The sequence below is a fragment of the Vibrio natriegens NBRC 15636 = ATCC 14048 = DSM 759 genome (assembly GCF_035621455.1).
GTDB classification, from domain to species: Bacteria; Pseudomonadota; Gammaproteobacteria; order Enterobacterales; family Vibrionaceae; genus Vibrio; species Vibrio natriegens.
Genome location: NZ_CP141822.1, coordinates 386,551 through 411,013, shown reverse-complemented (window position 1 = coordinate 411,013; position 24,463 = coordinate 386,551). Strand labels below are relative to the sequence as shown.

The window sequence follows — 24,463 nt, the reverse complement described above, 5'->3', positions numbered from 1 at the left end:
AGGTTATAGTTATTAGGTTGAATGACCATGCCAGTAAATACAATTATGGGGTTATTTGCAAAGTCCCCTATTAAGCCTTTGCAACGCCACGTTGTGTGTGTCAACGAATGTTGTTCACACCTGGTGAAGTTCTTTGAAGTTTCTTCAAAGGGAGACTGGGAAAAAGCAGCAGAGATCCGTGCTCAAATTTCTCACCTTGAGAAAGAAGCGGATGTTCTGAAACGTGAAATCCGTCTAAAACTGCCTCGCGGTTTGTTTATGCCAGTAGACCGTACTGACATGCTTGAGCTTCTGACTCAACAAGACAAACTTGCCAACTTGGCGAAAGACATTGCTGGCCGTGTATATGGTCGTCAACTTGTCATTCCTGAGGCTCTCCAGCCAAATTTCCTCGCTTACGTTCAACGTTGTCTTGACGCGGCTAATCAGGCGCAAAAGGTAATTAATGAACTTGATGAACTATTAGAAACAGGCTTTAAAGGCCGTGAAGTAACACTCGTTGCTGAAATGATTCATCAGTTAGACGTCATCGAAGATGATACCGATGCTATGCAGATTGAACTTCGTCAACAATTGATGGCGATTGAATCTGACATGAACCCTATCGATGTCATGTTCTTGTATAAGATTCTTGAATGGGTAGGTGGTATTGCCGACCAAGCGCAGCGCGTAGGTGCTCGTTTGGAAGTCATGCTATCTCGATCTTAAAACATAAGTTAACGACATAACGAAGAGCATAATACACACGTGTCATAAGGACGATGACTGTTTTCATCGTCTTTCGATTTGGCGCGCGTAAAATTTTGTTCCGCTTGTTATAAAACAACTAGGTATTACGATGGATATCCTTGCGAACTACGGCACTGTCCTGATTATTGTTGCAGCGATTTTTGGTTTCATGATGGCGATTGGTATTGGCGCGAACGACGTTGCCAATGCGATGGGTACATCGGTAGGTTCAAAAGCGCTAACCGTAAAACAAGCTATCATCATTGCGATGATCTTTGAATTTGCGGGTGCATATCTTGCAGGCGGTGAAGTAACCGACACTATCCGTAAAGGTGTTATCGAAACATCTCTATTTGCTCACCAGCCTGACGTTCTTGTCTTCGGTATGATGTCTGCGCTACTTGCTGCCGGCACATGGCTACTGCTAGCGTCTTACATGGGCTGGCCAGTATCAACCACTCACTCAATCATCGGTGCGATCATCGGTTTTGCGTGTGTATCTGTAGGTACAGAAGCCGTGGACTGGGGCAGCGTTCAGGGCATTGTGGGTAGTTGGATCATTACACCAGTTATCTCCGGCTTCTTTGCATACGTGATTTTTGTCAGCGCACAACGCCTGATTTTTGATACAGAAAATCCGCTATTTAATGCAAAACGCTTTGTGCCTGTTTACATGTTTATCACCACAATGGTGATTGCACTGGTTACTATCAAAAAAGGTCTTAAGCACGTTGGTCTTCACCTGAGCAACGGTGAAGCCTGGATGTGGGCGGCTGCGGTATCGGCAATTGTAATGGCTGGCGGCTACTTCTACATTCAGAAGAAATTTGCTAACCGCGAAGATGACCACAGCTTCTCTGGTGTTGAAGGCATCTTCAGTGTGCTAATGGTTATCACAGCTTGTGCGATGGCATTTGCACACGGTTCGAACGACGTAGCAAACGCGATTGGCCCTCTTTCAGCGGTAGTATCAACAGTTGAGCACATGGGTGAAATCACATCTAAGAGCACAATCGCATGGTGGATTCTTCCACTAGGTGGTATCGGTATCGTTGTGGGCCTTGCGACTCTGGGCCACAAAGTAATGGCAACCGTTGGTACAGGTATTACTGAACTAACACCAAGCCGTGGCTTTGCAGCGCAGCTAGCGACGGCATGTACCGTTGTTCTGGCGTCTGGTACAGGTCTGCCAATTTCAACCACTCAAACACTGGTTGGTGCGGTTCTGGGTGTAGGTTTTGCTCGCGGTATTGCAGCACTAAACCTAGGTGTGGTTCGTAACATCGTTGCTTCATGGATTGTTACTCTACCAGCGGGTGCACTATTGGCAGTGGTCTTCTTCTACGGCATTCAAGCAATGTTTTCGTAATTAAGACATCCGTCAATAGAATGTAAGCGCTTTGTCATTATTGACCCAAACGCACAGAAAGGGAGGCTTTGCCTCCCTTCTTTGTTGCACCAAAGTTTGAAACTGCATACTATTCGTCTAATTCCGGCTCCAATAATTCGGTGCCAACGCTGTATCCAAGAAAAATCGTTAAGGGATTTACTGTGAAAAAACTAATCATCACGGTTTTGTTTACTTTGCTAGCAGCGCCAACGGCCCTAGCTGCAAACCGTTATATTTCTGATGACCTATTCACTTTTATGCACTCAGGTCCAAACAACACTTACCGAATTATTGGTAGTGTCGACGCAGGTTCGCAAGTACAACTACTAAGCGCGAATAAAGAGACCGGCTATACACAAGTTCGTGACTCCCGCGGCCGTACTGGCTGGGTGCAAAGCAAATTTGTCACTAACAAAGAAAGCATGGCAATTCGCCTACCTCGTATTGAAAAAGAGCTTGCTGAAGTGAAAGAACAACTGGCCAATGCTCGCCAGACTTCAGACACAGAAAAAGCGGGCCTTGTGACCTCACTAGAAACGCGTAATCAACAAATCTCTGATCTTGAGAACAAGTATTCAGAGATCAGCGACCAACTGACTTCGATTGAAACAGAAAATCGTGAGCTGCGCGCTAAACTTGATACGCAAAAAGATGACATGCTGCTGAAGTACTTCACCTACGGTGGTGGTGTTGCAGGTCTTGGCCTGCTGTTTGGTTTGGTCTTGCCTCATCTAATGCCACGCAAAAAGCGTTCTCCAGCAGGTTGGGCATAATCGCTCCCTCGCATTGAATACTAAAAAGGCCACATGATTGTGGCCTTTTGCTTATTTGGACTCAGTTACCCTTCCCACTCATAAAGTGCCGGGATCCGAATCTGTTCTCCCTCAAACTCAACAATCACCGCTTGTGGCTGAATCTCTTTCAGTGTGACCTGACCATCCACCACATCACCTTGGTGATATTCCACATTATTGATTTTCACCCAACGTCGTTGGGAATCACTGGCGTACATGTGTGTTTGTAAGTTGAGTGCTGGAAGACGACCCTGCCACTGCTGGGCATTCCCCTCCAAATCGTTAACTGGCGTTGAGCGCTGCGACGTTGCACTTCCGCTCTTGGACAATGCGTTCTCCACCTTCATTGCCAAATCCGGCGACAGTGACGATAAATCGATATCATCCAAAGTGAAGTCTAAATCGTCATCGCTGGCTTGATTTTGTGCCACCGGGGATGCAGTGCCCTGATTGCTGCTGACATACTCTTCTGATGGCATGTAGCTTCCCATATCACCTGATAATTCCGCACTAGGCCACTCTCTTGGCAGTTGCGCCAGTTGGCTGACATCTGGATAGTCCAATACTTCAAACGGCTGTACAACCTCCGCTACGGCAACAGCCACAGGTGTCGCAGCTTGAGTTTTAGGAGTCAGCTTTTCCAGATACCAGGCAGTGCCAAGGGCAGAAATACCTATAGGCAAAAGCAGCAAACTTGCATGCTTGGCTAAAGACATTACGCATCCTCCTTATCTATGCTTGCCAGAGTTGGCGCGTTAGGCTGCACATTTTGCTGTAATCGCTCTAGCGTGCGCTGACCCGCGATACCGTCAACACCAATGCCTTGCCAGCGTTGAAACAGTTCGACGCGTTCTTTCATTTCTGAATCAAAAATGGAGGTGCCTAAAGGTAATTCGCTTACCGCCTCAGCAAGTAGCTGGTCTAAAACTTCTATAGCAGGCCCTTCCATATCTAACCGCAAGGTTTCTTTAAGCGGCGATTGCCACAGCTCGATAATATTTCCCTGCCACATCGGTTTTAACCAGGAGAGAGGGAGGCGCAAACGCTGCTTACCGTTAAGTACTTCGACTTTATCGTTCCCTACCGCGTAGAGAATCACATAACCAATATCGCCTTGATAATTCAGCTCCAAGATCACGGGTCTATTTTGCTTCATCAACAGCGGCCAAGTCGCCATTTTCCTCTCACAAACCATGGTCGATTGTGCCTCAGATAAGCAGAGGTTATCGCGTACCGAAGCTCGGTAGCCCCACAATTTATACAGGTCGTTCACGGCAAGGTTCGATTGTTTTTGTGAAAGCAGTAACTCGCGTTGCTCATTGCTTAGCTGATCGCGCACGACGACAGGTTCAACTGACTCAACCGGCTCAGGAGCATTGATGGCAACGGTCTCTTCGACAAACTGGGAAATGGGCTTCATCGGCATATGATTAATGACCGCCCAACCGACTCCAAGCGCGGCAGCTACCCCAATGGCAGCGGTTCCCCAAGCTGGCCAGCTAAATGAACGACGAGATACCATTTGTCCAGATTTGTTGTCTTGCTGATAAATATCGGCCTGAAATTGCATAACCTCTTCACAAGCGCGCAAAACGGTCTGCTTGTCTACAACTGTGCTGCCCTGGTGATAGCTCATGTTAAGAGCTTTATCGCAAATGAGGTTAATCAGCCTGGGAATACCATGACTGTACTTGGCGATCAGTTTGGTCGAACTACGATTAAATAACTGTTGATTGCCACCCGCCGTATGAAGCCGGAACGCGATGTAATCCTCGGTTTCTTTTTCATCCAAAGGCAAGAGGTGGTAACGACCGGTAATTCTCTGAGCTAGCTGGCGTAGCTGGGTGGTTTGTAATAAGCGTTGTAACTCTGGCTGACCCACCAAAAGGACTTTAAGCAGCTTGCGGGTCTCTGTTTCTAAATTCGTCAGCAAGCGAAGTTGCTCTAACACATCCGCGACCAGATGCTGCGCTTCATCAATAACCAACAAGGTTTGCCAGCCAGCATTATGGTTGTGCAGCAGGTATTGATGAATCACTTGGTTTAACTGTTTTAACGTCGCACCTTGCGGATAGACAATTTTAAATTCATCACAAATCGCCTCCAGAAGATCTCGAGTCGAAAACGTTGGATTAAGAATCAAACCCGCCTTGGTGGTCTCGTCCAAGTTGGCCAACATGGCTTTCGCCACGGTGGTTTTCCCCGTCCCTACTTCTCCGGTCAACATGGCAAATCCGCCCCCATCACCCAATCCGGCTTTGAGGTGCGTAATCGCTTCTTTATGACGTTGACTCAGATACAAATAACGAGAGTTTGGAACAATCGAAAAAGGTTGCTCTACAAACCCAAAAAAGTCCTTATACATAGGATCTCCAGCTAAAAACCCGCCCACTTTGAAACTGCCCCTAATAAACATAGATGCATCTTCTATTGGGAGTAAAGAAAAGTACCATTGCTTGCTACAATGTCCAACGACATATCAGTAAATTAAGAGGTTGTTCGTGCAAGTTTACTTAGTAGGTGGTGCAGTCCGGGATCAATTACTTGGAATTGATCACTATGACAATGATTGGGTGGTGGTTGGTGCCACCCCAGAAATGATGCTTGAACAGGGGTATACCGCCGTCGGTAAAGATTTCCCTGTGTTTCTTCACCCTAAAACCAAAGAAGAACATGCACTAGCACGAACAGAGAGAAAATCAGGCTCGGGTTATACTGGCTTTGAATGCTTCTTCGATCAAAATGTCACCTTGGAAGAAGATTTGATTCGTCGAGACTTAACCATCAACGCCATGGCAATGGATGACCAGGGAAAGCTGTACGATCCCTACGGCGGCCAAGACGATCTCAACAACCGCCTTCTACGCCACGTCTCTGATGCGTTTATCGAAGATCCGCTTCGAGTCCTGCGTGTGGCCCGCTTTGCAGCCAAGCTCGCGCCATTGGGTTTTAAGGTGGCAGACGAAACCATGCAACTGATGCGTGATATGTCTGCATCCGGGGAGCTCGACACACTGACACCAGAAAGAGTGTGGCAGGAATGGCATAAATCTTTGTCTTCTCCTCGACCGGATGTCTTTCTTTCCGTACTGCGTGAATGCGGAGCGCTAGCGGTTGTCCTGCCAGAAATTTACGCCCTGTTTGGGGTGCCTCAACCTGAGAAATGGCACCCTGAAATCGACACCGGTATTCACACCTTAATGGTCGCCGAACAAGCCGCGAAACTCAGCGCGTCTCTACCAGTACGCTTTGCGGCACAAGTGCATGATCTCGGTAAAGGCGTGACGCCAAAGCGTGAATGGCCAAGTCACAAAATGCACTGCCATACAGGCCTCAAGCTGATTAAAAAGCTGTGTGAACGCGTTCGCGTACCCAATGAGTTTCGTGATTTAGCCTTAATGGTCTGCGAACAGCATTCCAACATTCACCGAGCAGCAGAGTTAAAACCGCAAACCATCATCAAAGTTCTCAACAAGTTCGACGTATGGCGTAAAGCCGATCGACTGCAAGACATTTTAATCTGCTGTCAGGCTGACCATGCAGGTAGAAAAGGCTTAGAAGATCAGCCTTATCCTCAAGCGGAGATTTTTACCCGAGCCTATCAAGCCGCAGCAGCGGTGGATGTTCAGGCTATCATTCAGGATGGATTTAAAGGGCCAGCGATTCGAGATGAACAAGAAAAGAGACGGATTGAAGCGGTAAAAATCGCGCTTAATAAATAGCGACCAAACAAAATCGCCCGCTCAACATGGAGCGGGCGCTTGATTAAATAAGAACTCAGGCACTAAGTAAGAAAGCAAATAGGCCCACACCTAGAATCAGACGGTAAATAACGAATGGTGTCATCCCCATACGTGAAATCATCTTGAGGAAGAAGTGGATACAAATGTACGCACTCACAAAAGACGTCACGATGCCCGTCAGTAAAAACCCAATGTGCACGGGTTCGCCACTGGTAACCAGCTTCATACCAAGGTAGCTACCTGCAAGCGCGATAATTGGAATCGACATCAGGAACGAGAAACGCGCAGCGGCCTCACGAGTAAAGCCAAGGTACAGCGCTGCGGTAATCGTCGCGCCAGAACGAGAGGTTCCCGGAATCATCGCTAATGCTTGAGCGATACCAATAAATAGCGCTTTCTTCCAGCCAGTCTGATATTCGTTTGCCACTTGTTTGGCGTGTTTATCCGCCCACCACAGCAATAAACCAAACACGATTGTCGTCGTCGCGATCACATAGGCACTGCGCAGGTACACTTCGATGATATCTTTCATCAGTAGACCAAACACACAAGCCGGAATCGTTGCCAGAACGATCATCCACGCCAGTTTCGCTTCTTTGCCACGATCACCTTTAAAGATAGAGGCAAACAACGCCCGAAATAACGTGATCACTTCATAACGGAAATAGATCACCACGGCCATCAAGGTTCCGACGTGAACGGCAACATCAAATGCAAGACCTTGGTCTTCCCAACCAAGAATAGCGGAAGGCAGGATCAAGTGTGCGGAGCTGGAAATCGGCAAAAACTCCGTCAGACCCTGAATCAGAGCCAAAATAAAGGCTTCCAAATAACTCATGTAAACAACTCAAATTTAAAGTGAAAAAGAAACTGGTTTGAGAGAATCAACTGGTTGCATCGCGTACCATATATCCGCGACCGTGCGTCCATCACCAGGAATAACCAAATGTGGGTTGAGATCATACAAAGGCTTTGTGACAAAAGGATATTTGTAGATATCACTGCGAGGCAGTTCGGGCTTTTGTGTAGAGATGAGCTCACCGAACAACACTATATCGAGATCGAGTGTTCGATCCTGATACTTTTGCGCATTTTCTTCTCGCCCCCACTTAAATTCAATCTCACGAAGGCGATGACTAAACTCTTCTAATGACAATGCAGTGCGAAGAGTAATCACAAAGTTGTAGAAATTCTGGCTGCTGAAACCAATTGGCTCACATTCATATATCGGGGATACAAGAAGATCTTCTCCAAGCTGTTGCAGCTCTTTGTAAGCAACCTTTGCGTGTTGCTCTCTGTCTATGTTCGTACCAACACCGATATAAGCGGTGATCATGCCTGACCTCGCTCAATAACGACGCCAACAGCGCGAGCTTGTGGAACCGCGCCTGGTTTTGCCAAGCGAATTTTAATCCAAGGCACTGAGAAACGTTGCATGATCAACTCTGCAATTTCTTCCGCCACACGTTCTACCAGCAAGAAACGGCCGTTCTCTATGTGATTTAATACCGCTTCACTCACTTGTGAGTAATCTAATGCATCTTGAACATCATCACTTTTGCCAGCTGGCTTATTGTCGTGTGCCATTTCGATATCAAGTACCAGCTTTTGTTTAATTTGCTGTTCCCAATCGTACACGCCAATTGTGGTGATCACTTCTAATTGTTCAATAAACACTTTATCCAGAGCCATCTTATGTCCTTCTATTTCAGAGGTCGGATACCCATTGAGGGTAATTTGATCGTAATATTCTATACCTAAGCAACTTATGATCAGGTCAGCATAAAGTTGCTTAGGTATAAAAACTGCAAAACACCTTTATATACAGGAACTCACATAATGCAAGCTCCTTCGTAGAGAGTGTTTCTGCTAGCAGCAGATTCACGCTATGATAGCAATTACGCTGGAACTGAGCATTAAATTCCAATCCATCAAGGACTTCTATGGACGCACTGGCACTGATAATGACGATGGCCGCCTATTTACTGGGTTCTATTTCCAGTGCGGTGTTGATTTGTCGTCTCTTAAAATTGCCAGATCCGCGCAAAGTTGGCTCTAATAACCCAGGCGCGACCAATGTATTACGCATTGGTGGTAAAGGTGCTGCCCTCTCTGTCTTGCTGTGTGACATGCTCAAAGGCACCATTCCTGTTTGGGGAGGCTACTTCCTTGGGATTAACCCGATCATCCTTGGTGTCATAGCGATCGCCGCCTGCCTTGGCCATATGTACCCTATTTTCTTCCATTTCAAAGGCGGAAAAGGCGTTGCCACTGCGTTCGGGGCAATTGCACCAATCGGGCTCGACCTTACAGTTTTAGTGATGCTGACCTGGCTCTGCGTTGCGGTTATATTCCGCTATTCGTCCCTTGCAGCACTGGTCACTGTATTGCTCACGCCATTTTATACCTGGATGTTCAAGCCCCAGTACACTTTACCTGTAGCGATGTTGTGTTGCTTGATCGTATTCAAACATCACCAGAACATCCGGCGTTTACTGTCCGGCGAAGAGCCTAAAATTGGCCAAAAGAATCTGACAGAAAAAAACTCGGCATAGTGCCGAGTTTTTGTTGAATGCAACTTTAAGAGTAAACTTTGTTTAAAAAGTTCAACAACATCTGATTGACGAACTCAGGCTGCTCAAGAGAACTGATGTGACCCGCTTCTGGAATCTCAACCAGCTGACTGCCTGTAATGCAATCATTCATCAAATAAGATTCGAACACGGGACGAGGCTTATCTTCACGTCCTACGGCAATTAACGTAGGCAAAGCAAACTTCTCCGAATCTTCAATCACATCACGTCGACCGAAGACCATTCGACCAATTCGCGCTACTTCAACCGCACGCTCACCCTGCAGAGCTTGCAAGCTTTGCTTAAATGATGCGATGAGCTCTGGGTTTGCTTGCTCAACATTGTTGGCAAAGAACAGCGGCGCAACCACTTCAACAATCGGCTCAGGTACCGATTGAACTTGAGTGATGGTATCGAGCATTGCGAAGTACTTTTTGTGTGTGACTTCTGGCTCCCAGCCAATAAAAGTATCCAGCAATACTAGCGACTTCACGCGCTGTGGTGCTTGAGCAGTTAACTCCGCGCCCCACATGCCACCAACAGACAAACCAACAATAGAAAACTCTTCCACTTCAAGGTGATCCATCAACGCTATCATATGCTGGGCATAGTCCACTAAAGAGCGTGTTGATGCAGGTGCCGCCTCAGACTCACCATGTGCCCATAAATCCGGCACGATACAGCGATAAAACTGACTAAGAACTTCAACCTGAGGTGCCCACATTTGGTTATCCCACAAATAGCTGTGACCAAATAGCAAAACTGGCCCTTCACCTTTATCCAGGTACGCAAGTTGCTGACCTTCAATTTCAAATTTATTCATTGCTATATCCATTACTTATTTTTCTATCCGATGTTGTCAATGAACTAAGCAGCCCGAGGTTATTGCAAAATACAATCACCTGTTATTGATGTGCTCTGTTATCAAAAACAAAGGCCTCTATGAATAGAGGCCTGTATATACCCAAATGACTTCAAGATGCAGGATTCAGAGCGTTGTCACTGATACTAGTTCAAGGAAAATAATGCAGCGGAATAGCAAGCTCTTTCCAAGTTATTTGACGCAGAAATTGTGTCAGTGACACGCTCCCGAAGGGCGAGTTGTCTTGACTCACAGCCTTTGTTAACGATTTTTGATTTAGAACCACTAGATCTTCAAATCGTTGCCGCGTCTGAGAGCCAAGTCATTCTCGCTGAACCAAGCATCTCGAGGTTATTTGGGTATAAGATAAATACGCTTACGCAATCGGCGTTAGTTGATCGATTGGCCAGCGAGGACGGGCTTCGACTGCCATATCCGATACTTCACCGTTTTTCAGACGCTGCATGCCCGCATAAGCGATCATTGCGCCATTGTCGGTACAAAACTCTGTACGTGGGTAATAAACTTCACCACCGACTTTCTTCGCCAGTTTTTCCAACTCTGCACGTAGACGACGGTTCGCACTCACACCACCTGCGATAACAATACGCTTCATACCAGTCTGATCCAGTGCTCGCCTACACTTGATCGCCAACGTTGCACAAACCGCTTCTTCAAATGCCAGCGCGATATCTGCGCGAGTCTGTTCGTCTTCGCCGTTCGCCGCAATGGTATTCGCCGTGAATGTCTTCAGGCCTGAGAAGCTCATATCCAGACCCGGACGATCTGTCATTGGGCGTGGGAATTTAAAGCGCCCCGGCGTGCCTTTTTCAGCCAGCTTTGAAAGCAGCGGACCACCAGGGTAATCCAGACCCATTAACTTCGCTGTCTTATCAAAAGCTTCACCAGCCGCATCATCAATCGACTCACCCAGGATTTGGTATTCACCAATGCCTTTTACTTCAACCATCATAGAGTGACCACCAGATACCAATACCGCTACAAACGGGAACGGTGGTGGGTTGTCTTCCAACATTGGCGCCAGTAAGTGGCCTTCCATATGATGAACAGGTACCGCAGGCACACCCCAAGCGTAAGCAATACTGCGACCAATGGTTGCGCCAACCAATAACGCCCCAACCAAACCTGGGCCAGCGGTGTACGCCACACCATCAATGTCTTTTGAAGTGAGGTTCGCTTCTTTTAACGCCTCTTTAATAAGAGGAATGGTTTTCTTCACATGGTCACGTGAAGCCAACTCAGGCACCACACCACCATAATCCGCGTGAAGTTTTACTTGGCTGTAAAGCTTGTGTGACAACAGACCCTTTTCATCGTCATAAATCGCGATGCCAGTCTCGTCACAAGAGGTTTCAATACCAATAATACGCATGGTTATCTCAGTATGCTTTCTATATAGAGGAAATTTGGGCGTCATATTACCTTGCCTTGGTGCTGCAAACAAATTTTGTACAGACAATAATCGATAAAAGGCTTTACAAAGCAGTTGTGATCGGATTAAAATTCCGCACCATTTTTGATCAGCTGGTAAGTGACCAAATAATTGTGATTTGGTCTGTTGAATGCCAGCATTAACGAATAACCCCTGAGGTGAAAGGCATATGCCAGTAGTTAAAGTACGTGAAAACGAACCGTTCGACGTTGCTCTACGTCGTTTTAAGCGCTCTTGCGAAAAAGCAGGTATCCTTTCTGAAGTGCGTCGTCGTGAGCACTACGAAAAACCAACTACAGTTCGCAAACGCGCTAAAGCAGCAGCTCAAAAGCGTCACGCTAAGAAGCTAGCTCGCGAAAACGCTCGTCGCGTTCGCCTGTACTAATAACTGAGCTCCGTAGAGGAATTTAGTTATGGCTCTGATTGAACAACTCAAAGAAGAGCAAAAATTAGCGATGAAAGCCAAGGACAAATTGCGCCTTGGTACTATTCGTTTAGCCTTAGCAGCAATTAAGCAACGTGAAGTTGACGAGCAGATTACTCTGAACGACGACGACATTATTGCGGTATTGACTAAGATGGTTAAACAACGTCGCGACTCTGTAACGCAGTATGAAGCAGCGGGTCGTCAAGATCTTGCTGATGCGGAGAAAGCAGAAATTACGGTTCTTGAGGACTTTATGCCTCAACCACTGACAGACGATGAAGTTGCGACTCTTATCGAGAATGCAATTGCAGAATCTGGTGCAGCTGGCATGCAAGACATGGGTAAAGTAATGGGCGTTTTGAAACCGCAAATTCAAGGGCGTGCAGATATGGGTAAAGTAAGCGGTTTAGTTCGCGCTAAATTGGCTTAATACCCCACCCAATTGCAGCAAGCCGTGCTATCCTTTGGAACGCACGGCTTGTTTGTATCTGAATGAAGCAACTCAAAGTCGCACGCAAACTTTCTCAGTAACTCATTCACACCAATCATGATTTTTCTTTTTTGTTAGGTTTTATGGCTGGACACATCCCTCGCAGTTTTATCGATGACCTTCTAGCTCGGCTTGATATTGTCGATATCGTCGACGCACGCGTGAAACTTAAGAAAAAAGGCAAAAACTACGGCGCTTGTTGCCCATTCCACAATGAGAAAACGCCCTCTTTCAGCGTTAGCCAAGAGAAGCAGTTTTATCACTGTTTTGGTTGTGGTGCTCATGGCAACGCCATCGACTTTATCATGGAGTTTGAACGCCTGGACTTTGTGGAAGCCATTGAAGAGCTTGCCTCGTATTTAGGTCTGGACGTTCCTCGTGAGCAGCGCAGTGGCGGAGGCCAGTTTAAATCGGGCCCACAAGCCAGCAGTAGCGAGAAACGTAATCTTTACGATTTAATGGGCAGCATCGCTCAGTTTTATCGTAATCAACTTAAGCAGCCAGCAAACAAAGTTGCTATTGAGTACCTTAAAGACCGTGGCTTATCTGGCGAAATCGTGCAGAAATTTGGCATCGGTTACGTGGCTGACGAGTGGGATTTAGTCCGTAAAAACTTCGGCCAGCAAAAAGACGCTCAAGACATGCTCGTGTCTGGCGGCATGTTGATTGAAAACGACAAAGGCAACCGCTACGACCGATTCCGTGGCCGTGTGATGTTTCCGATTCGCGACCGCCGCGGCCGAGTGATTGGTTTTGGTGGCCGAGTGCTGGGCGACGGTACACCGAAATACCTTAACTCTCCGGAAACGCCTATCTTCCACAAGGGTAAAGAGCTTTATGGCCTTTACGAAGTACTGCAGGCATACCGAGAGCCACCACAAGTTTTAGTGGTTGAAGGTTATATGGACGTGGTCGCTTTAGCGCAATATGGCGTCGATTACTCTGTCGCTTCGCTAGGCACCTCGACCACAGGCGATCACATTCAAATGCTGTTTCGCCAAACAAATACGGTGGTGTGTTGCTACGATGGAGACCGAGCTGGTAAAGAAGCCGCTTGGCGAGCTCTAGAAAACGCGCTTCAATACTTAAAAACTGGTAACACATTGAAATTCCTGTTCTTACCAGATGGAGAAGACCCAGATAGCTTTGTTCGAAAATACGGCAAAGCGGCCTTCGAACAGCAAATTGAACAAGCGACGCCACTATCGAGCTATCTATTTGATAACCTGATCGAATTGCACCAAATAAACTTGGGCAATAATGAGGGTAAGTCAGCACTCAGAGCTTATGCTAGTGCCTTGATAGACAGGATTCCTGATCCATACTTTCAGGAGCTACTCGAAAAGCTACTTGATGAACGTACAGGCTTTGATAACCGCCTGCGTCAATCACGTAAAAAAGTAAACGAAACTCGACCTCAACCGCACAAAGAGATCAAACGAACTCCAATGCGTGAGGTTATTGCTCTACTTATTCAAAATCCGAGCTATGCTCAAATGGTACCGGACCTTTCCACAGTGAGAGATTTATCCATACCAGGCCTCAGTTTATTTGTAGATGTACTTGATAAATGCCAGGCGCATCCCCATATAAACACAGGCCAATTATTAGAGCACTGGCGAAATAGCCAGAATGAGGCACTTCTGTCTCGTCTTGCGAGCTGGGACATTCCACTCGATGAAGACAACCAAGAAGAAATATTTTTAGACTCACTGGACAAAATTATCGCCCAGTGCGTAGAAAAGCAAATTGAAAACCTGCAGGCCAAAGCAAGAAGTGTCGGTTTATCAGCCGAAGAGAAAAGGGAGCTGCTAGCACTTATGCTAGATTTAAAAGCGTAACCCTGTTTAATTAGTCAGCATCAATTTAATTTGTTATAGTTAGTGGTTTGCATTTCGCATACTGATTCCTTCACCAGATTACGAAGTTGGATACCGTCTATGGATCAAAATCCGCAGTCACAGCTAAAGTCACTTGTTATTAAAGGCAAGGAACAAGGCTATCTGACCTACGCCGAAGTAAATGACCACCTACCTGCTGAAATCGTAGATTCAGAACAGGTAGAAGACATCATTCAGATGATCAATGACATGGGCATTAAGGTAGTAGAAACTGCTCCTGATGCTGATGATTTAGCACTAAATGATGACACAAATATTACCGATGAAGATGCAGCCGAAGCTGCAGCCGCTGCACTTTCTAGCGTAGAAAGTGAAATTGGTCGTACTACAGACCCAGTGCGTATGTACATGCGTGAAATGGGTACAGTAGAACTACTGACTCGCGAAGGCGAAATCGACATCGCAAAACGTATTGAAGAAGGTATTAACCAAGTTCAATCATCTGTTGCTGAATACCCAGGAACGATCCCGTACATTCTTGAACAGTTTGATAAAGTTCAAGCAGAAGAGCTTCGCCTTACGGATCTAATTTCTGGATTTGTAGACCCAGATGCAGAAGATACAGCTGCACCTACTGCAACACATATCGGTTCTGAGCTATCTGAATCTCAATTAGAAGATGAAGATGACACAGACGTAGATGATGATGACGAAGACGAAGATGGCGACGACGATTCAGAAGACACTGAAGAAGATGTTGGTATCGATCCAGAACTTGCTCTGGAGAAGTTTAATCAGCTACGTAGTACATACCAAAATCTGCAGTTAGCGATAAACGAATACGGCTACGAAAGCCCGAAAGCAACCGTTGCTAATGAAATGATGCTAGACGTGTTCAAAGAATTCCGTCTAACACCAAAACAGTTCGATCACTTGGTGAATGAGCTTCGTACGTCTATGGATCGCGTTCGTACTCAAGAACGCTTGATCATGAAGTCAGTCGTTGAATACGGCAAAATGCCGAAGAAATCATTCATCGCTCTGTTCACTGGTAACGAATCAAGTGATGCTTGGTTAGATGAGATTCTAGCGTCTGACAAACCATACGCAGAGAAAATCAAACGTAACGAAGAAGAGATCCGTCGTTCAATCACTAAGCTAAAAATGATTGAAGAAGAAACGTCTCTGAGCGTACAAAACGTTAAAGACATCAGCCGTCGTATGTCTATCGGTGAAGCAAAAGCTCGCCGTGCGAAGAAAGAGATGGTTGAAGCGAACTTACGTCTGGTAATTTCTATCGCGAAGAAATACACCAACCGTGGTCTACAGTTCTTGGATCTAATCCAGGAAGGTAACATCGGCTTGATGAAAGCGGTAGACAAGTTCGAGTATCGTCGTGGTTACAAGTTCTCGACATACGCAACGTGGTGGATCCGTCAGGCTATCACTCGTTCAATCGCAGACCAAGCTCGTACGATTCGTATTCCGGTACACATGATCGAAACGATCAACAAGCTAAACCGTATCTCTCGTCAAATGCTACAAGAGATGGGTCGTGAGCCGCTACCGGAAGAACTTGCTGAACGCATGCAGATGCCAGAAGACAAGATTCGTAAAGTGCTGAAAATCGCTAAAGAGCCAATCTCAATGGAGACACCAATCGGTGACGACGAAGATTCGCATCTAGGTGATTTCATCGAAGATACGACGCTTGAACTACCATTGGATTCTGCAACAGCGACAAGCTTGAAAGGCGCGACAAAAGACGTGCTTGCAGGTCTAACGCCACGTGAAGCAAAAGTACTTCGTATGCGTTTTGGTATCGACATGAACACCGACCACACTCTAGAAGAGGTTGGTAAACAGTTCGACGTTACTCGTGAACGTATTCGTCAGATCGAAGCAAAAGCACTACGTAAACTTCGTCACCCAAGCCGCTCAGAAACACTGCGCAGCTTCCTGGACGAGTAAGCAAAGCGCTAATAAGCTTTAAAAAATCAAAAAAGGTGACCCTAGGTCACCTTTTTTATTATCCACTGTGCTAAGTGGATAAAAACTAAGCGCAATTAGCCATGTTGGTATCTAGACACCTCGCAGCGCTTCCCCTATAATCGTTGACCTATCAGGCCCCTTAGCTCAGTGGTTAGAGCAGTCGACTCATAATCGATTGGTCCGCAGTTCAAGTCTGCGAGGGGCCACCATATTCTATAAGGCTCGTAGAGAAATCTACGGGCCTTTGTCTTTTCTGGTTGTGAACTTTGCCAAGTAAGTAGCACGCCCGTCGTATACCAATACCAGCCGTTTAGTAAGCATAAAATCGCACAAGAACAACTAATTCGTTGCTTGGTATTGGCATTCTAAGTTTTCTCATCAATAGATACCCATGTGCATTACAAACACATGAGCAGCCATTGAGATACAAATATCAAGTCACACACTATTAATTCAGCAGGTTCAAAGCTGCATTAGGAATTACTCTGGCTTGAGCTAACATAGATGATGAAGATTGTTGAAGAATTTTAGCTCGAGTCATTTCAGTTGTTTCTTTTGCGAAATCTGTATCAGTACGATTTCCTTTCGATGCACTAATATTTTCATGCATATTAGTTAAATTAGAGAGCATGCGATCAAATCGATTATGAAGTGCTCCCATATCTGCTTGATGTCCATCCACATAATTCAATGCAGAATCAATGACAGCGACCGCTTCGTGGGCTCCTCCTGTACTGGTTACATCGATGTTCTCAACAATCGACTTACGGCCATTGTCGAAGTTCAACTCTTTAGCCAGACATCCAGAAAAACAAATCTCATCTTCTGCAATATCAGAACCAACAAACATTTGCAGTTCACCACTACCCGATACCGATGCTGTAATAAACTCTTGCTGTCCGTTGATATAAGTTGCAAGCTCTTCAATATCATCTCCAATTTTAGCTTCGATGTTAAGGCTCACATCGTTCCCAGATTTGTCGATGAAATCAATGCTGAGCTTGTGGCCATCTTCCCCGACAACCCAGTCTGCACCTTTGGCTTCTTGTGCAACAAATATCTTTCCACCCATCGATGAAGCGCTAGAGCGCATATCCTTTAGCTCAAGGAGAATCGTTTCATTGTTGGAACCCACTTGAAGTGCTTTCTTACCATATGTGCCATCGAGCAAGTTAGTGCCAGCAAAGTTGGCTGAACTCGCGATACTATGAAGCTCATCCTTTAAAGCTTGGACATTTTTTTGAATAGCTTGCCTATCCGCTATTGAGTATGCTCCGTTGGCTGCTTGTAAGGATTGGTCTCTCATATCTTGTAGAATATGAGATATTTCTCTCATAGATCCTTCAGCAGTCTGAACTATGGCTACTCCGTCATTAACATTCTTAGCTGCTACATCTAACCCTCGAGTTTGTACATGTAATCGATTCGAAATTTGTAAACCAGCCGCATCATCTTTAGCACTGTTGATCTTTTTTCCCGAAGAAAGTTTAAGTATTGAAGAATTAAAATCTTCAGATGCATCAGCAACGTGACGTCGTGTTGCTAATGCAGCGGTGTTGTTGTGTAGGCTCAATGTCACGCATGGCCCTCCTTTCCATTATTACTGCTTGAAATTATGGAACTAAAGTCTCATTTTAAATATCGACCAAAACCATCTGCACTTTAGTGACTTTATGCATAATTAGTTGAATAATTTAACTTTATTACATTCGTCGCATAAATGATTAACCAACCTTTAAAGACAGAGAGGCAACTGGTAGGGGATACGCTAGCAGAAGCAAAATTCTCAAAGACGGGAGACATTAGTAGTTGACCGAGCGATCAAACATTGACGGGTTTTATAATTATGATAGATTAGCCGTATAGACGTCCAAAAAATATAAATGGAGTTATTATGGAAAGTTTTAGCCAAATTAAGCAGTTACCTTTTATTTTCATAGCAGCATTGAGCTTAGCGGCGTGCGGGCAAAAAGAAGACTCTGTCATTAAGGTTGGAGCAACCGTTGGACCTCATGCACAAGTTGTAGAAGCGGTCGCCAAAGAAGCAGAAAAACAAGGACTTAAAGTAGAGGTGGTTGAGTTTTCCGATTACGTAACACCAAACGCAGCATTGAGTGATGGCAGTATCGACATCAACAGCTATCAGCATCAACCGTTTCTAGATAACTTCAACAACAGCCACAACGCTCACTTAGTCTCTATCGGCCAATCTATTCTGATGCGTATGGGAGTTTACTCAAACAAGTTCCGTTCTCTTGAAGACCTACCTGAGAATGCGCGCATTGCGATCCCGAATGATCCAACCAACGGTGGTCGCGGCCTACTCCTACTTGCTGATGCGGGCTTAATTACATTGAGACCGGGTGTCGGCCATAAAGCGGCGTTGACAGACATTACGGAGAATCCAAAAGCATTTCAGTTCATTGAAGTTGATGCAGCCCAGTTGCCAAGAACATTAGACGATGTCGATGCGGCAACCATTACGATGAACTATGTGATGTCATCAGGGCTTGATCCTAAAAAACAAGGGATCTATCTAGAATCGAAAGAAGCACCTCTGGCTGTTATGGTTATCGCAACACGCGAAGCAGATAAAAATAAAGAAGAGTACAAGAAGTTTGTGTCGATCTACCAGTCTCAGGAGATTCGTGACTTTTTAGATAAAACCTTTAAGGGCACGATTGAGCCTGCATTTTAAGGATTAGAAACAGCATAACGCTTGATAGTACTCTGCCATCACCTTTCGCATAGGTAATGGCAATATTGAAAAAGGCTCGTGGAAACATCCATGAGCCTTTGTGCTTTTTAGATACTGGCTTGAGGTCAATAGCCAACTGCTCTTAAAGATGATCAGCGTATTGACGACGTTCTGCTTCAAGCTTCATTGCCAAGTAACTTTGCCTAGCGACGACTAGATCTGGGCGATTGATAAGTTTCCAGAGAAAATACGGCGGGATGAAGAAAATAACAAAGTATAAAGACTCATGGAAAAAGACATCAGCAATAGAGTTTTGATGCTCAAAATATGCTGTTAGAGCAAAAACATCCAGCAGTACACCCAATACTCCGAAAACAACACAGACCACAATGGCTAAACCCAATATCTCTCGAAGAAAATATTTGTATATCATGGCACTACTTCCTTTTAGCAGTATGTCTGACCAACATACTCCTCTATCCGAGCCCTTAACTTGATTATAGTCAATTTAGCCTTAATTTAGAGCCGCAAGTAATCAACTCATAGCTCACCTTAAATATTAGAAGTGTCAGTAATAATGATGTGGGTGTACGTCAGTATATTGCTTTCCAAACTGATTCTCTGATAGCAACTTGAGCTTTTTTAATTATTGAAAAAAACTTACATTCAAAGTGCCATGATCTTGTTGACTGGTTTTACAATAATCACAAAGTGGTATTTTTGGAGGGTTATGAGGAGATATTTAGGCTAGCGCTCTAATCTAAATAAATCTCCATAAGATTATTAAATAATATGTGCTTTACATTGTTTAGCCAGGAAAAATTAATCGCCTACTATTGTTATTTATTCATTGCTAGTATCTTTCGGAATTGCCTGGGACTAAACCCATGGGCTTCTTTAAACTTTTTACAAAAATAAGAAGTGCTATTAAATCCAGATTGCATAGAAATCTCATCGACGCTCAAACTCGTATTCGTTATAAGTACCGTTGCATACTCTAAGCGAGCGTTTGAAATTATCTGACCCATGCTTGTTTGGCTGTTTTTGAGTTTTCTAGTGAGAGTGGATTTAGAGGTGTATGTGAGATTGCAGATATCTTCTAGTGACCATTTCCTTTTTAGATCTTTGTTTATAATTTCATTAATCTTTTTTTCTAAAGGCTCATAGTTACATAGAACTTTATTATTCTTTATTTTATCTAACTTTAGGTTTATCAATTCTATTAGTGTGTTTTTATTCTTTAAATCTAGTATGTTGACCTCAATATAAGCATTGATCAGATTCATAGTCTTTTCTTGCCTACAAGACAAATTCATTCCATCAACATGATAAGTGGTTAAAATTAGATCACTTTTAGATATAGACTTTAATGAAAACCTCACTAATACATTAGGTGGAATAAAAATAGCCACATTAGGCTGTACTTTTTTTATCCCTCCATTATAGAAGATTATCCCTTCACCACTGATGCTTATAATATGGCTATTGCGAGTAAATAGAGAACCTTCAATTTTATGACTAAGATTTATTACTCTTTTCCTAATCATTTTTATTCCTGTATATCTTTAATTTATTCTTATTAAAATGATCTGCTGCTAAAGAATAGACTATAAAATGAGACAAAAAGGGTTTTAATTCATTAGCATACAGTAAATTAGAGTCTACAATTATTCATGTGATTAAACAATACTAACACACGAACACTCTTAGTTTGGAATCGGTTACGCGAGGGGATGACCTAGAGGACAAGTGCCAAATCTATCAGATTACACATTCTAAAATGTCAATGATAAGTGTTTGCTTTTGATTTTTTCTTCATTAACTCTGATTCTTGATGATCCTCTCGTTCGTTAGTCACCTTTCTTGGTCTAGAGTAAAAATAACCTTGAGCTAAAATATTATATTTTTTAAGGTATTCATTCTGAAAGTAAGTCTCGACTCCTTCAATTATTAAACCGTGTTTACAATAAGGTCGTAAAACAAAAATAAGAGACTTTAAACAATCATCATCACCAGAATTGTATAATAAGAATGACCTATCTATTTTAATATAGTCCCATTCAATTAACCCTAAAGATAAGTGAGCCGCTATATTTTCTTCATAATAATCGTCAAGAACGATAAACATACCTAACTTTTGAAGTCGTTTTATATTTTTTAGTATTTTACTATATTTAATAGAAGTGCTTATTTCATTTATTTCTATATGAAATTTATTGTAGATGTTTTTATTTATAACCTTCTCTACAAACTCATCATCTTCTAATGCAGATAGATTTAAATTCAAAAAAATACCTTTAGACGTTTTTATGCCACTAAAATATTCCATCTGTAGTAAAAAAACAGTCTTAATGAATTCATCGTCAATATTATCGAAGAAGGATTCACTATTTAATGTCTCTCCTGATTCATTAATTACTCTTGAGAGGCATTCGCAATAGATCGTTTCTCCAGATTTAGGGAGGTATATTGGCTGCAATAAAAACTCTAGGGTTACATAGCTATTTTTGTTGCTTATTGTAACGCCACCACACGTTGAATATTCAACAGTAAACATACGCACTCCTACTTTTACACAGTTTGTAAATATAGTTGAGTTTTTGTTGCAATCCTATAGTTGCGTAATAAATTTAAAAAATATGAGTTTTTTCTTTTATTTAAATTTAATCCGTCAAAAAAATAACATTGTGATGAGAGTAGTAAAGCTATGAATGATTACCTTCAGACTAGTTAATAATGTTCAAAAAAAAAGAAAATTATGACTAAATATTGTCGGGCGAGAGAAGATTCAAGACCCAATATAAACCCACCAAATCGCCTTGGTAATGACATTGATTACACTGATAATTTACCCGCACATCACTCTTTGATGACATTCATTCTCGTTTTTAAGACTACGCTTTGCATTTATCAGCAATGTGAATGAAAGAGGAAATATGAAAAAATACACCTACCCTATCCTCGCGATTTCAGGTGGTCTTTTACTGACTGGCTGTAATGGCGGTGACTCTTCATCCGACACAGAAGCAGCAACTTTTTCTCTTGCGGTTTCAGATGCTCCTGTCGATGATGCAAATAAAGTCGTTTTAGCTTTTGAAGATGTGGTTTTAATCCCGTTTGACCCTGAAACAGGTGATAAGACTGGCGACGCTATCATTATGAACGTCAGCGAAGACGGTGCATTACGTCAAGTAGACCTGATGCAGTATCAAGGTAGCAATGCAGAAACCATCATTAGCGAGCAAACTATCGCACCTGGCGATTATGCGATGTGCTTGTACGCAAAAGATGGCAGACAGCTAAACGACACAACACTTTCTTACGTCGAAAAAACTGACGGCACAGTGAAAGGCCTTGTAGTGAACAGCAAAGGCAGCTGTTATGGAACGAAGCCTGATACCAGCGATCAAGGCCGCCTGAAGTTCTCGCAAAAAGGTCAGTACGTAAAAGTACATACTGGTCATAACAGCTACGTCGTTGAGTTTGATCTACGTAAAGGCCTGGCAGATCCAACGGGTCAGGATCATATGAACATGAACTCGAATGCGGTGAGCTTGGTTAACGCATCAGAGGCTGGCCATATTGGCGGTGTAGTTAGCTCCGTACAGTACAACGCGTGTGAAGCAGACAGTGCAAGTTGGAACGCAATTAACGACGTGCCAGCTGTACACTCAGTTTACCTATATGCTGGTGAGATGGATCGCAGCACGATGGGTGACTTAGGTGCGCCAGCAGAATTTAACACACCAGTTGCGATTGCTGATGTAAATGAGACCGAAGATGAACTTGGCAATTTAACTTACGATTACGAGTTTGGTTTTATTGGTCCAGGAACTTACACCATTGGCTACACATGTACTTCATACATCGACAGCCCGGATACCCATGAAACTTCTGAAGACGGTTTCTTAATGTACCAACACTATACGCCTGTAGAAGTGGTTGAGGGTGAACACACAGAACAAGACATCTACCCGATTCTGTAGTTCTCACACTTAGAATAGAGAAAGCCGCTTACTGGTTTGTAAGCGGCTTTTTATTTTTGGTCTGTCAGACATTAACTGGCGGACAGCTCTGCCAGTCGCTTCGCGGCGCGGCTATGACGAACCATCAAGTCCTGTAAATCCACACCGATCACTTCACCATCATGGACCCGCCATTGGCCAGCTACCATCACTCGGTCAGCCTGTTGTGCGCCACATAGCAGTAAAGCCGCCAGCGGATCATGACTCCCTGAGAAGCGAATATCATCCAGCTTAAACATGGCAATGTCAGCCTGATAACCGATGTTTAGTTCTCCAATATCTTGTCGCCCCATCGCAAGAGCAGAACCTTTTGTCGCCCAGCGCAGAGCATCAAAATGCGTTACTTTTGCTGAGCCATACTGAAGGCGTTGCAGGTACATCGCCATGCGGACTTCAGCAATCATATTGGAGCCGTCGTTTGAGGCAGAACCATCCACGCCAAGGCCAACTTTCACACCGGCCTGTTCAAGCTCCAAGTTTTTACACATACCAGAGGCCAGCATCATATTGGATGTCGGACAATGACTGACCCCAACGCCCGCTTTACCTAATCGTAGAATCTCTTCAGAGTTAAAATGAATACCATGAGCCAGCCAGGTCCGCTCGTTTAACCAGCCAACATCTTCAAGGTAATCGACCGGACGTAATCCAAACTGCTTGATACAGAAGTTCTCTTCATCAATGGTTTCACACAAGTGAGTATGCACCATAACATTCTCATCTTGAGCGATTCGCGCAGTCTCTTTCATCAGATCCGTGGTCACCGAGAATGGGGAACATGGCGCAAGCGCAATTTGAATCATCGCACCATCATGATCTTGGTGATATTCATTGATCAGTCTTTTGCTGTCATCGACTATCGTTTGCTCTGTTTGGATAGTATGCCTTGGCGGTAAACCGCCCTGATCTTCTCCCAAACTCATTGAACCCCGAGTAAAAATAGCGCGTACGCCAAGGCTGTGTGCAGCTTCAACTTGCAGATCGATGGCATGTTCCAGACCATTGGGTAATAAGTAGTGATGATCCGAAGCGGTCGTGCACCCTGAACGCATAAGCTCAACTAAAGCCAATTCAGTGGCGACACTCATCATTTCCTGATCAAGGTTCGCCCACACCGGATAAAGGCTTTTCAACCAGTGAAACAGCTCTTTATTGAGAGCATCGGGATAAGCGCGAGTCAAAGTTTGATAAAAGTGATGGTGGGCATTGATTAGCCCTGGAGTGATAACGTGCTGGCTGGCGTTGACCACCGAGTCGACTTGTACATCAGGCGTGGCATTAAGGGCCACCAGCTCAACAATTTTATTTCCGCGAATCACCAGACCTCCGCGAGCGTCCTGCTCATTGCCAGTGTAAATCGCGAGTGGATTCTTAATCCAGATTGTTTCCATTCATAAATATCCTTAGCCGTTTCAACCATTTCAGGGGAATCGGACTTGTACCAAC

Annotated in this window: 23 protein-coding genes and 1 tRNA gene; 12 read left to right on the top strand and 12 right to left on the bottom strand. The window is 44.3% G+C overall.

The genetic code is table 11. The features are described 5' to 3' along the window. Positions 1 to 27: 27 nt before the first annotated feature. From VER99_RS01940 to VER99_RS01930, 3 genes are all read left to right on the top strand, one after another. Positions 28 to 708 (top strand): TIGR00153 family protein, encoded by a 681-nt coding sequence (locus tag VER99_RS01940; RefSeq protein ID WP_014230765.1) that lies wholly within the window; start codon positions 28 to 30, stop codon positions 706 to 708. Between the two features lie 130 nt (positions 709 to 838). Further along, the gene (locus VER99_RS01935; protein ID WP_014230764.1) at positions 839 to 2,098 is read left to right on the top strand and encodes an inorganic phosphate transporter; all 1,260 of its coding nucleotides are present in this window, start codon (positions 839 to 841) and stop codon (positions 2,096 to 2,098) included. A 182-nt stretch (positions 2,099 to 2,280) separates the two neighbouring features. Continuing rightward, positions 2,281 to 2,892 carry a TIGR04211 family SH3 domain-containing protein gene (locus VER99_RS01930; RefSeq protein ID WP_020335871.1) on the top strand — a complete coding sequence of 204 codons (612 nt, stop codon included), beginning with the start codon at positions 2,281 to 2,283 and terminating at the stop codon, positions 2,890 to 2,892. Positions 2,893 to 2,957: 65 nt separating this feature from the next. On the opposite strand, the gene VER99_RS01925 is transcribed toward VER99_RS01930, so the two are convergent. Together VER99_RS01925 and VER99_RS01920 are read right to left on the bottom strand one after the other, a co-directional pair. After that, positions 2,958 to 3,629, bottom strand: coding sequence for a general secretion pathway protein GspB (locus VER99_RS01925; RefSeq protein WP_020335870.1), 672 nt, complete (start codon positions 3,627 to 3,629; stop codon positions 2,958 to 2,960). Continuing rightward, entirely contained in the window at positions 3,629 to 5,278 is a 1,650-nt protein-coding gene (locus VER99_RS01920) for an ExeA family protein (RefSeq protein ID WP_020335869.1), read from the bottom strand. Before VER99_RS01920 ends, VER99_RS01925 begins: the two co-directional genes overlap by 1 nt. Positions 5,279 to 5,414: 136 nt before the next feature. Here VER99_RS01920 and VER99_RS01915 point away from each other — a divergent pair, with 136 nt between their 5' ends. Further along, positions 5,415 to 6,635, top strand: coding sequence for a multifunctional CCA addition/repair protein (locus VER99_RS01915; RefSeq protein WP_020335868.1), 1,221 nt, complete (start codon positions 5,415 to 5,417; stop codon positions 6,633 to 6,635). A 55-nt stretch (positions 6,636 to 6,690) separates the two neighbouring features. Here VER99_RS01915 and VER99_RS01910 read toward each other — a convergent pair whose 3' ends face one another. From VER99_RS01910 to folB, 3 genes are read right to left on the bottom strand one after another with little or no spacing between them, the layout of a single operon-like run. Beyond that, a complete protein-coding gene (locus VER99_RS01910) occupies positions 6,691 to 7,494 on the bottom strand; it encodes an undecaprenyl-diphosphate phosphatase (protein ID WP_014230759.1) in 804 nt (267 codons plus the stop codon). Between the two features lie 15 nt (positions 7,495 to 7,509). Continuing rightward, entirely contained in the window at positions 7,510 to 7,992 is a 483-nt protein-coding gene (gene folK / locus VER99_RS01905; protein ID WP_020335867.1) for a 2-amino-4-hydroxy-6-hydroxymethyldihydropteridine diphosphokinase, read from the bottom strand. After that, a complete protein-coding gene (folB, locus tag VER99_RS01900) occupies positions 7,989 to 8,348 on the bottom strand; it encodes a bifunctional dihydroneopterin aldolase/7,8-dihydroneopterin epimerase (protein WP_014230757.1) in 360 nt (119 codons plus the stop codon). The genes folK and folB overlap by 4 nt, the downstream gene beginning before the upstream one ends. A 251-nt stretch (positions 8,349 to 8,599) precedes the next feature. Between folB and plsY the strand changes: the two genes are divergently transcribed. After that, complete coding sequence (gene plsY, locus VER99_RS01895) at positions 8,600 to 9,211, top strand: glycerol-3-phosphate 1-O-acyltransferase PlsY (protein WP_020335866.1); 612 nt, start codon at positions 8,600 to 8,602, stop codon at positions 9,209 to 9,211. Between the two features lie 25 nt (positions 9,212 to 9,236). Here plsY and VER99_RS01890 read toward each other — a convergent pair whose 3' ends face one another. Continuing rightward, a complete protein-coding gene (locus VER99_RS01890) occupies positions 9,237 to 10,052 on the bottom strand; it encodes an alpha/beta fold hydrolase (protein ID WP_020335865.1) in 816 nt (271 codons plus the stop codon). 415 nt (positions 10,053 to 10,467) lie between these two features. Continuing rightward, positions 10,468 to 11,484 (bottom strand): tRNA (adenosine(37)-N6)-threonylcarbamoyltransferase complex transferase subunit TsaD, encoded by a 1,017-nt coding sequence (gene tsaD / locus VER99_RS01885; protein ID WP_020335864.1) that lies wholly within the window; start codon positions 11,482 to 11,484, stop codon positions 10,468 to 10,470. Positions 11,485 to 11,713: 229 nt separating this feature from the next. Here tsaD and rpsU point away from each other — a divergent pair, with 229 nt between their 5' ends. The 5 genes from rpsU to VER99_RS01860 all read left to right on the top strand — a co-directional run bounded on the left by rpsU (position 11,714) and on the right by VER99_RS01860 (position 16,503). Further along, on the top strand, positions 11,714 to 11,929 hold the full coding sequence (rpsU, locus tag VER99_RS01880) for a 30S ribosomal protein S21 (protein ID WP_001145625.1): 216 nt from the start codon (positions 11,714 to 11,716) through the stop codon (positions 11,927 to 11,929). A gap of 28 nt (positions 11,930 to 11,957) precedes the next feature. After that, the gene (locus tag VER99_RS01875; protein ID WP_020335862.1) at positions 11,958 to 12,401 is read left to right on the top strand and encodes a GatB/YqeY domain-containing protein; all 444 of its coding nucleotides are present in this window, start codon (positions 11,958 to 11,960) and stop codon (positions 12,399 to 12,401) included. Between the two features lie 143 nt (positions 12,402 to 12,544). Further along, positions 12,545 to 14,302: a DNA primase gene (dnaG, locus tag VER99_RS01870; protein WP_020335861.1), complete on the top strand. Its 1,758-nt coding sequence runs from the start codon at positions 12,545 to 12,547 to the stop codon at positions 14,300 to 14,302. Between the two features lie 99 nt (positions 14,303 to 14,401). Continuing rightward, positions 14,402 to 16,273: an RNA polymerase sigma factor RpoD gene (rpoD, locus tag VER99_RS01865; protein ID WP_014230751.1), complete on the top strand. Its 1,872-nt coding sequence runs from the start codon at positions 14,402 to 14,404 to the stop codon at positions 16,271 to 16,273. 154 nt (positions 16,274 to 16,427) lie between these two features. Further along, positions 16,428 to 16,503, top strand: a tRNA-Ile gene (locus VER99_RS01860). A gap of 239 nt (positions 16,504 to 16,742) precedes the next feature. Here the strand turns inward: VER99_RS01860 and VER99_RS01855 are convergent. After that, positions 16,743 to 17,873 carry a flagellin gene (locus tag VER99_RS01855; protein ID WP_020335860.1) on the bottom strand — a complete coding sequence of 377 codons (1,131 nt, stop codon included), beginning with the start codon at positions 17,871 to 17,873 and terminating at the stop codon, positions 16,743 to 16,745. A 315-nt stretch (positions 17,874 to 18,188) separates the two neighbouring features. On the opposite strand from VER99_RS01855, the gene VER99_RS01850 reads away from it, so the two are divergent. Next, entirely contained in the window at positions 18,189 to 18,992 is an 804-nt protein-coding gene (locus VER99_RS01850; RefSeq protein ID WP_020335859.1) for a MetQ/NlpA family ABC transporter substrate-binding protein, read from the top strand. A 142-nt stretch (positions 18,993 to 19,134) separates the two neighbouring features. On the opposite strand, the gene VER99_RS01845 is transcribed toward VER99_RS01850, so the two are convergent. The 3 genes from VER99_RS01845 to VER99_RS01835 all read right to left on the bottom strand — a co-directional run bounded on the left by VER99_RS01845 (position 19,135) and on the right by VER99_RS01835 (position 21,549). Continuing rightward, positions 19,135 to 19,425, bottom strand: a complete 291-nt coding sequence (locus VER99_RS01845; protein ID WP_014230748.1) for a hypothetical protein — start codon at positions 19,423 to 19,425, stop codon at positions 19,135 to 19,137. A 406-nt stretch (positions 19,426 to 19,831) separates the two neighbouring features. Continuing rightward, positions 19,832 to 20,539 carry a helix-turn-helix transcriptional regulator gene (locus VER99_RS01840; protein WP_014230747.1) on the bottom strand — a complete coding sequence of 236 codons (708 nt, stop codon included), beginning with the start codon at positions 20,537 to 20,539 and terminating at the stop codon, positions 19,832 to 19,834. 236 nt (positions 20,540 to 20,775) lie between these two features. Continuing rightward, the gene (locus VER99_RS01835) at positions 20,776 to 21,549 is read right to left on the bottom strand and encodes an EAL domain-containing protein (protein WP_020335858.1); all 774 of its coding nucleotides are present in this window, start codon (positions 21,547 to 21,549) and stop codon (positions 20,776 to 20,778) included. 379 nt (positions 21,550 to 21,928) lie between these two features. Here VER99_RS01835 and VER99_RS01830 point away from each other — a divergent pair, with 379 nt between their 5' ends. Further along, entirely contained in the window at positions 21,929 to 22,978 is a 1,050-nt protein-coding gene (locus tag VER99_RS01830) for a DUF4382 domain-containing protein (protein ID WP_014230745.1), read from the top strand. Between the two features lie 71 nt (positions 22,979 to 23,049). Here the strand turns inward: VER99_RS01830 and VER99_RS01825 are convergent, their stop codons facing one another. Beyond that, positions 23,050 to 24,408, bottom strand: coding sequence for an 8-oxoguanine deaminase (locus VER99_RS01825; protein ID WP_020335857.1), 1,359 nt, complete (start codon positions 24,406 to 24,408; stop codon positions 23,050 to 23,052). Between the last annotated feature and the right edge of the window lie 55 nt (positions 24,409 to 24,463).

What these genes read in the sequence shown, in the direction of transcription:
- VER99_RS01940 (WP_014230765.1), top strand. Translation starts at nt 28, where the DNA reads ATGCCAGTAAATACAATTATGGGGTTATTTGCAAAGTCCCCTATTAAG.
- VER99_RS01935 (WP_014230764.1), top strand. Translation starts at nt 839, where the DNA reads ATGGATATCCTTGCGAACTACGGCACTGTCCTGATTATTGTTGCAGCG.
- VER99_RS01925 (WP_020335870.1), bottom strand. Translation starts at nt 3,629, where the DNA reads ATGTCTTTAGCCAAGCATGCAAGTTTGCTGCTTTTGCCTATAGGTATT.
- VER99_RS01920 (WP_020335869.1), bottom strand. Translation starts at nt 5,278, where the DNA reads ATGTATAAGGACTTTTTTGGGTTTGTAGAGCAACCTTTTTCGATTGTT.
- VER99_RS01910 (WP_014230759.1), bottom strand. Translation starts at nt 7,494, where the DNA reads ATGAGTTATTTGGAAGCCTTTATTTTGGCTCTGATTCAGGGTCTGACG.
- folK (WP_020335867.1), bottom strand. Translation starts at nt 7,992, where the DNA reads ATGATCACCGCTTATATCGGTGTTGGTACGAACATAGACAGAGAGCAA.
- folB (WP_014230757.1), bottom strand. Translation starts at nt 8,348, where the DNA reads ATGGCTCTGGATAAAGTGTTTATTGAACAATTAGAAGTGATCACCACA.
- plsY (WP_020335866.1), top strand. Translation starts at nt 8,600, where the DNA reads ATGGACGCACTGGCACTGATAATGACGATGGCCGCCTATTTACTGGGT.
- VER99_RS01890 (WP_020335865.1), bottom strand. Translation starts at nt 10,052, where the DNA reads ATGAATAAATTTGAAATTGAAGGTCAGCAACTTGCGTACCTGGATAAA.
- tsaD (WP_020335864.1), bottom strand. Translation starts at nt 11,484, where the DNA reads ATGCGTATTATTGGTATTGAAACCTCTTGTGACGAGACTGGCATCGCG.
- rpsU (WP_001145625.1), top strand. Translation starts at nt 11,714, where the DNA reads ATGCCAGTAGTTAAAGTACGTGAAAACGAACCGTTCGACGTTGCTCTA.
- VER99_RS01875 (WP_020335862.1), top strand. Translation starts at nt 11,958, where the DNA reads ATGGCTCTGATTGAACAACTCAAAGAAGAGCAAAAATTAGCGATGAAA.
- dnaG (WP_020335861.1), top strand. Translation starts at nt 12,545, where the DNA reads ATGGCTGGACACATCCCTCGCAGTTTTATCGATGACCTTCTAGCTCGG.
- rpoD (WP_014230751.1), top strand. Translation starts at nt 14,402, where the DNA reads ATGGATCAAAATCCGCAGTCACAGCTAAAGTCACTTGTTATTAAAGGC.
- VER99_RS01850 (WP_020335859.1), top strand. Translation starts at nt 18,189, where the DNA reads ATGGAAAGTTTTAGCCAAATTAAGCAGTTACCTTTTATTTTCATAGCA.
- VER99_RS01845 (WP_014230748.1), bottom strand. Translation starts at nt 19,425, where the DNA reads ATGATATACAAATATTTTCTTCGAGAGATATTGGGTTTAGCCATTGTG.
- VER99_RS01840 (WP_014230747.1), bottom strand. Translation starts at nt 20,539, where the DNA reads ATGATTAGGAAAAGAGTAATAAATCTTAGTCATAAAATTGAAGGTTCT.
- VER99_RS01835 (WP_020335858.1), bottom strand. Translation starts at nt 21,549, where the DNA reads ATGTTTACTGTTGAATATTCAACGTGTGGTGGCGTTACAATAAGCAAC.
- VER99_RS01830 (WP_014230745.1), top strand. Translation starts at nt 21,929, where the DNA reads ATGAAAAAATACACCTACCCTATCCTCGCGATTTCAGGTGGTCTTTTA.
- VER99_RS01825 (WP_020335857.1), bottom strand. Translation starts at nt 24,408, where the DNA reads ATGGAAACAATCTGGATTAAGAATCCACTCGCGATTTACACTGGCAAT.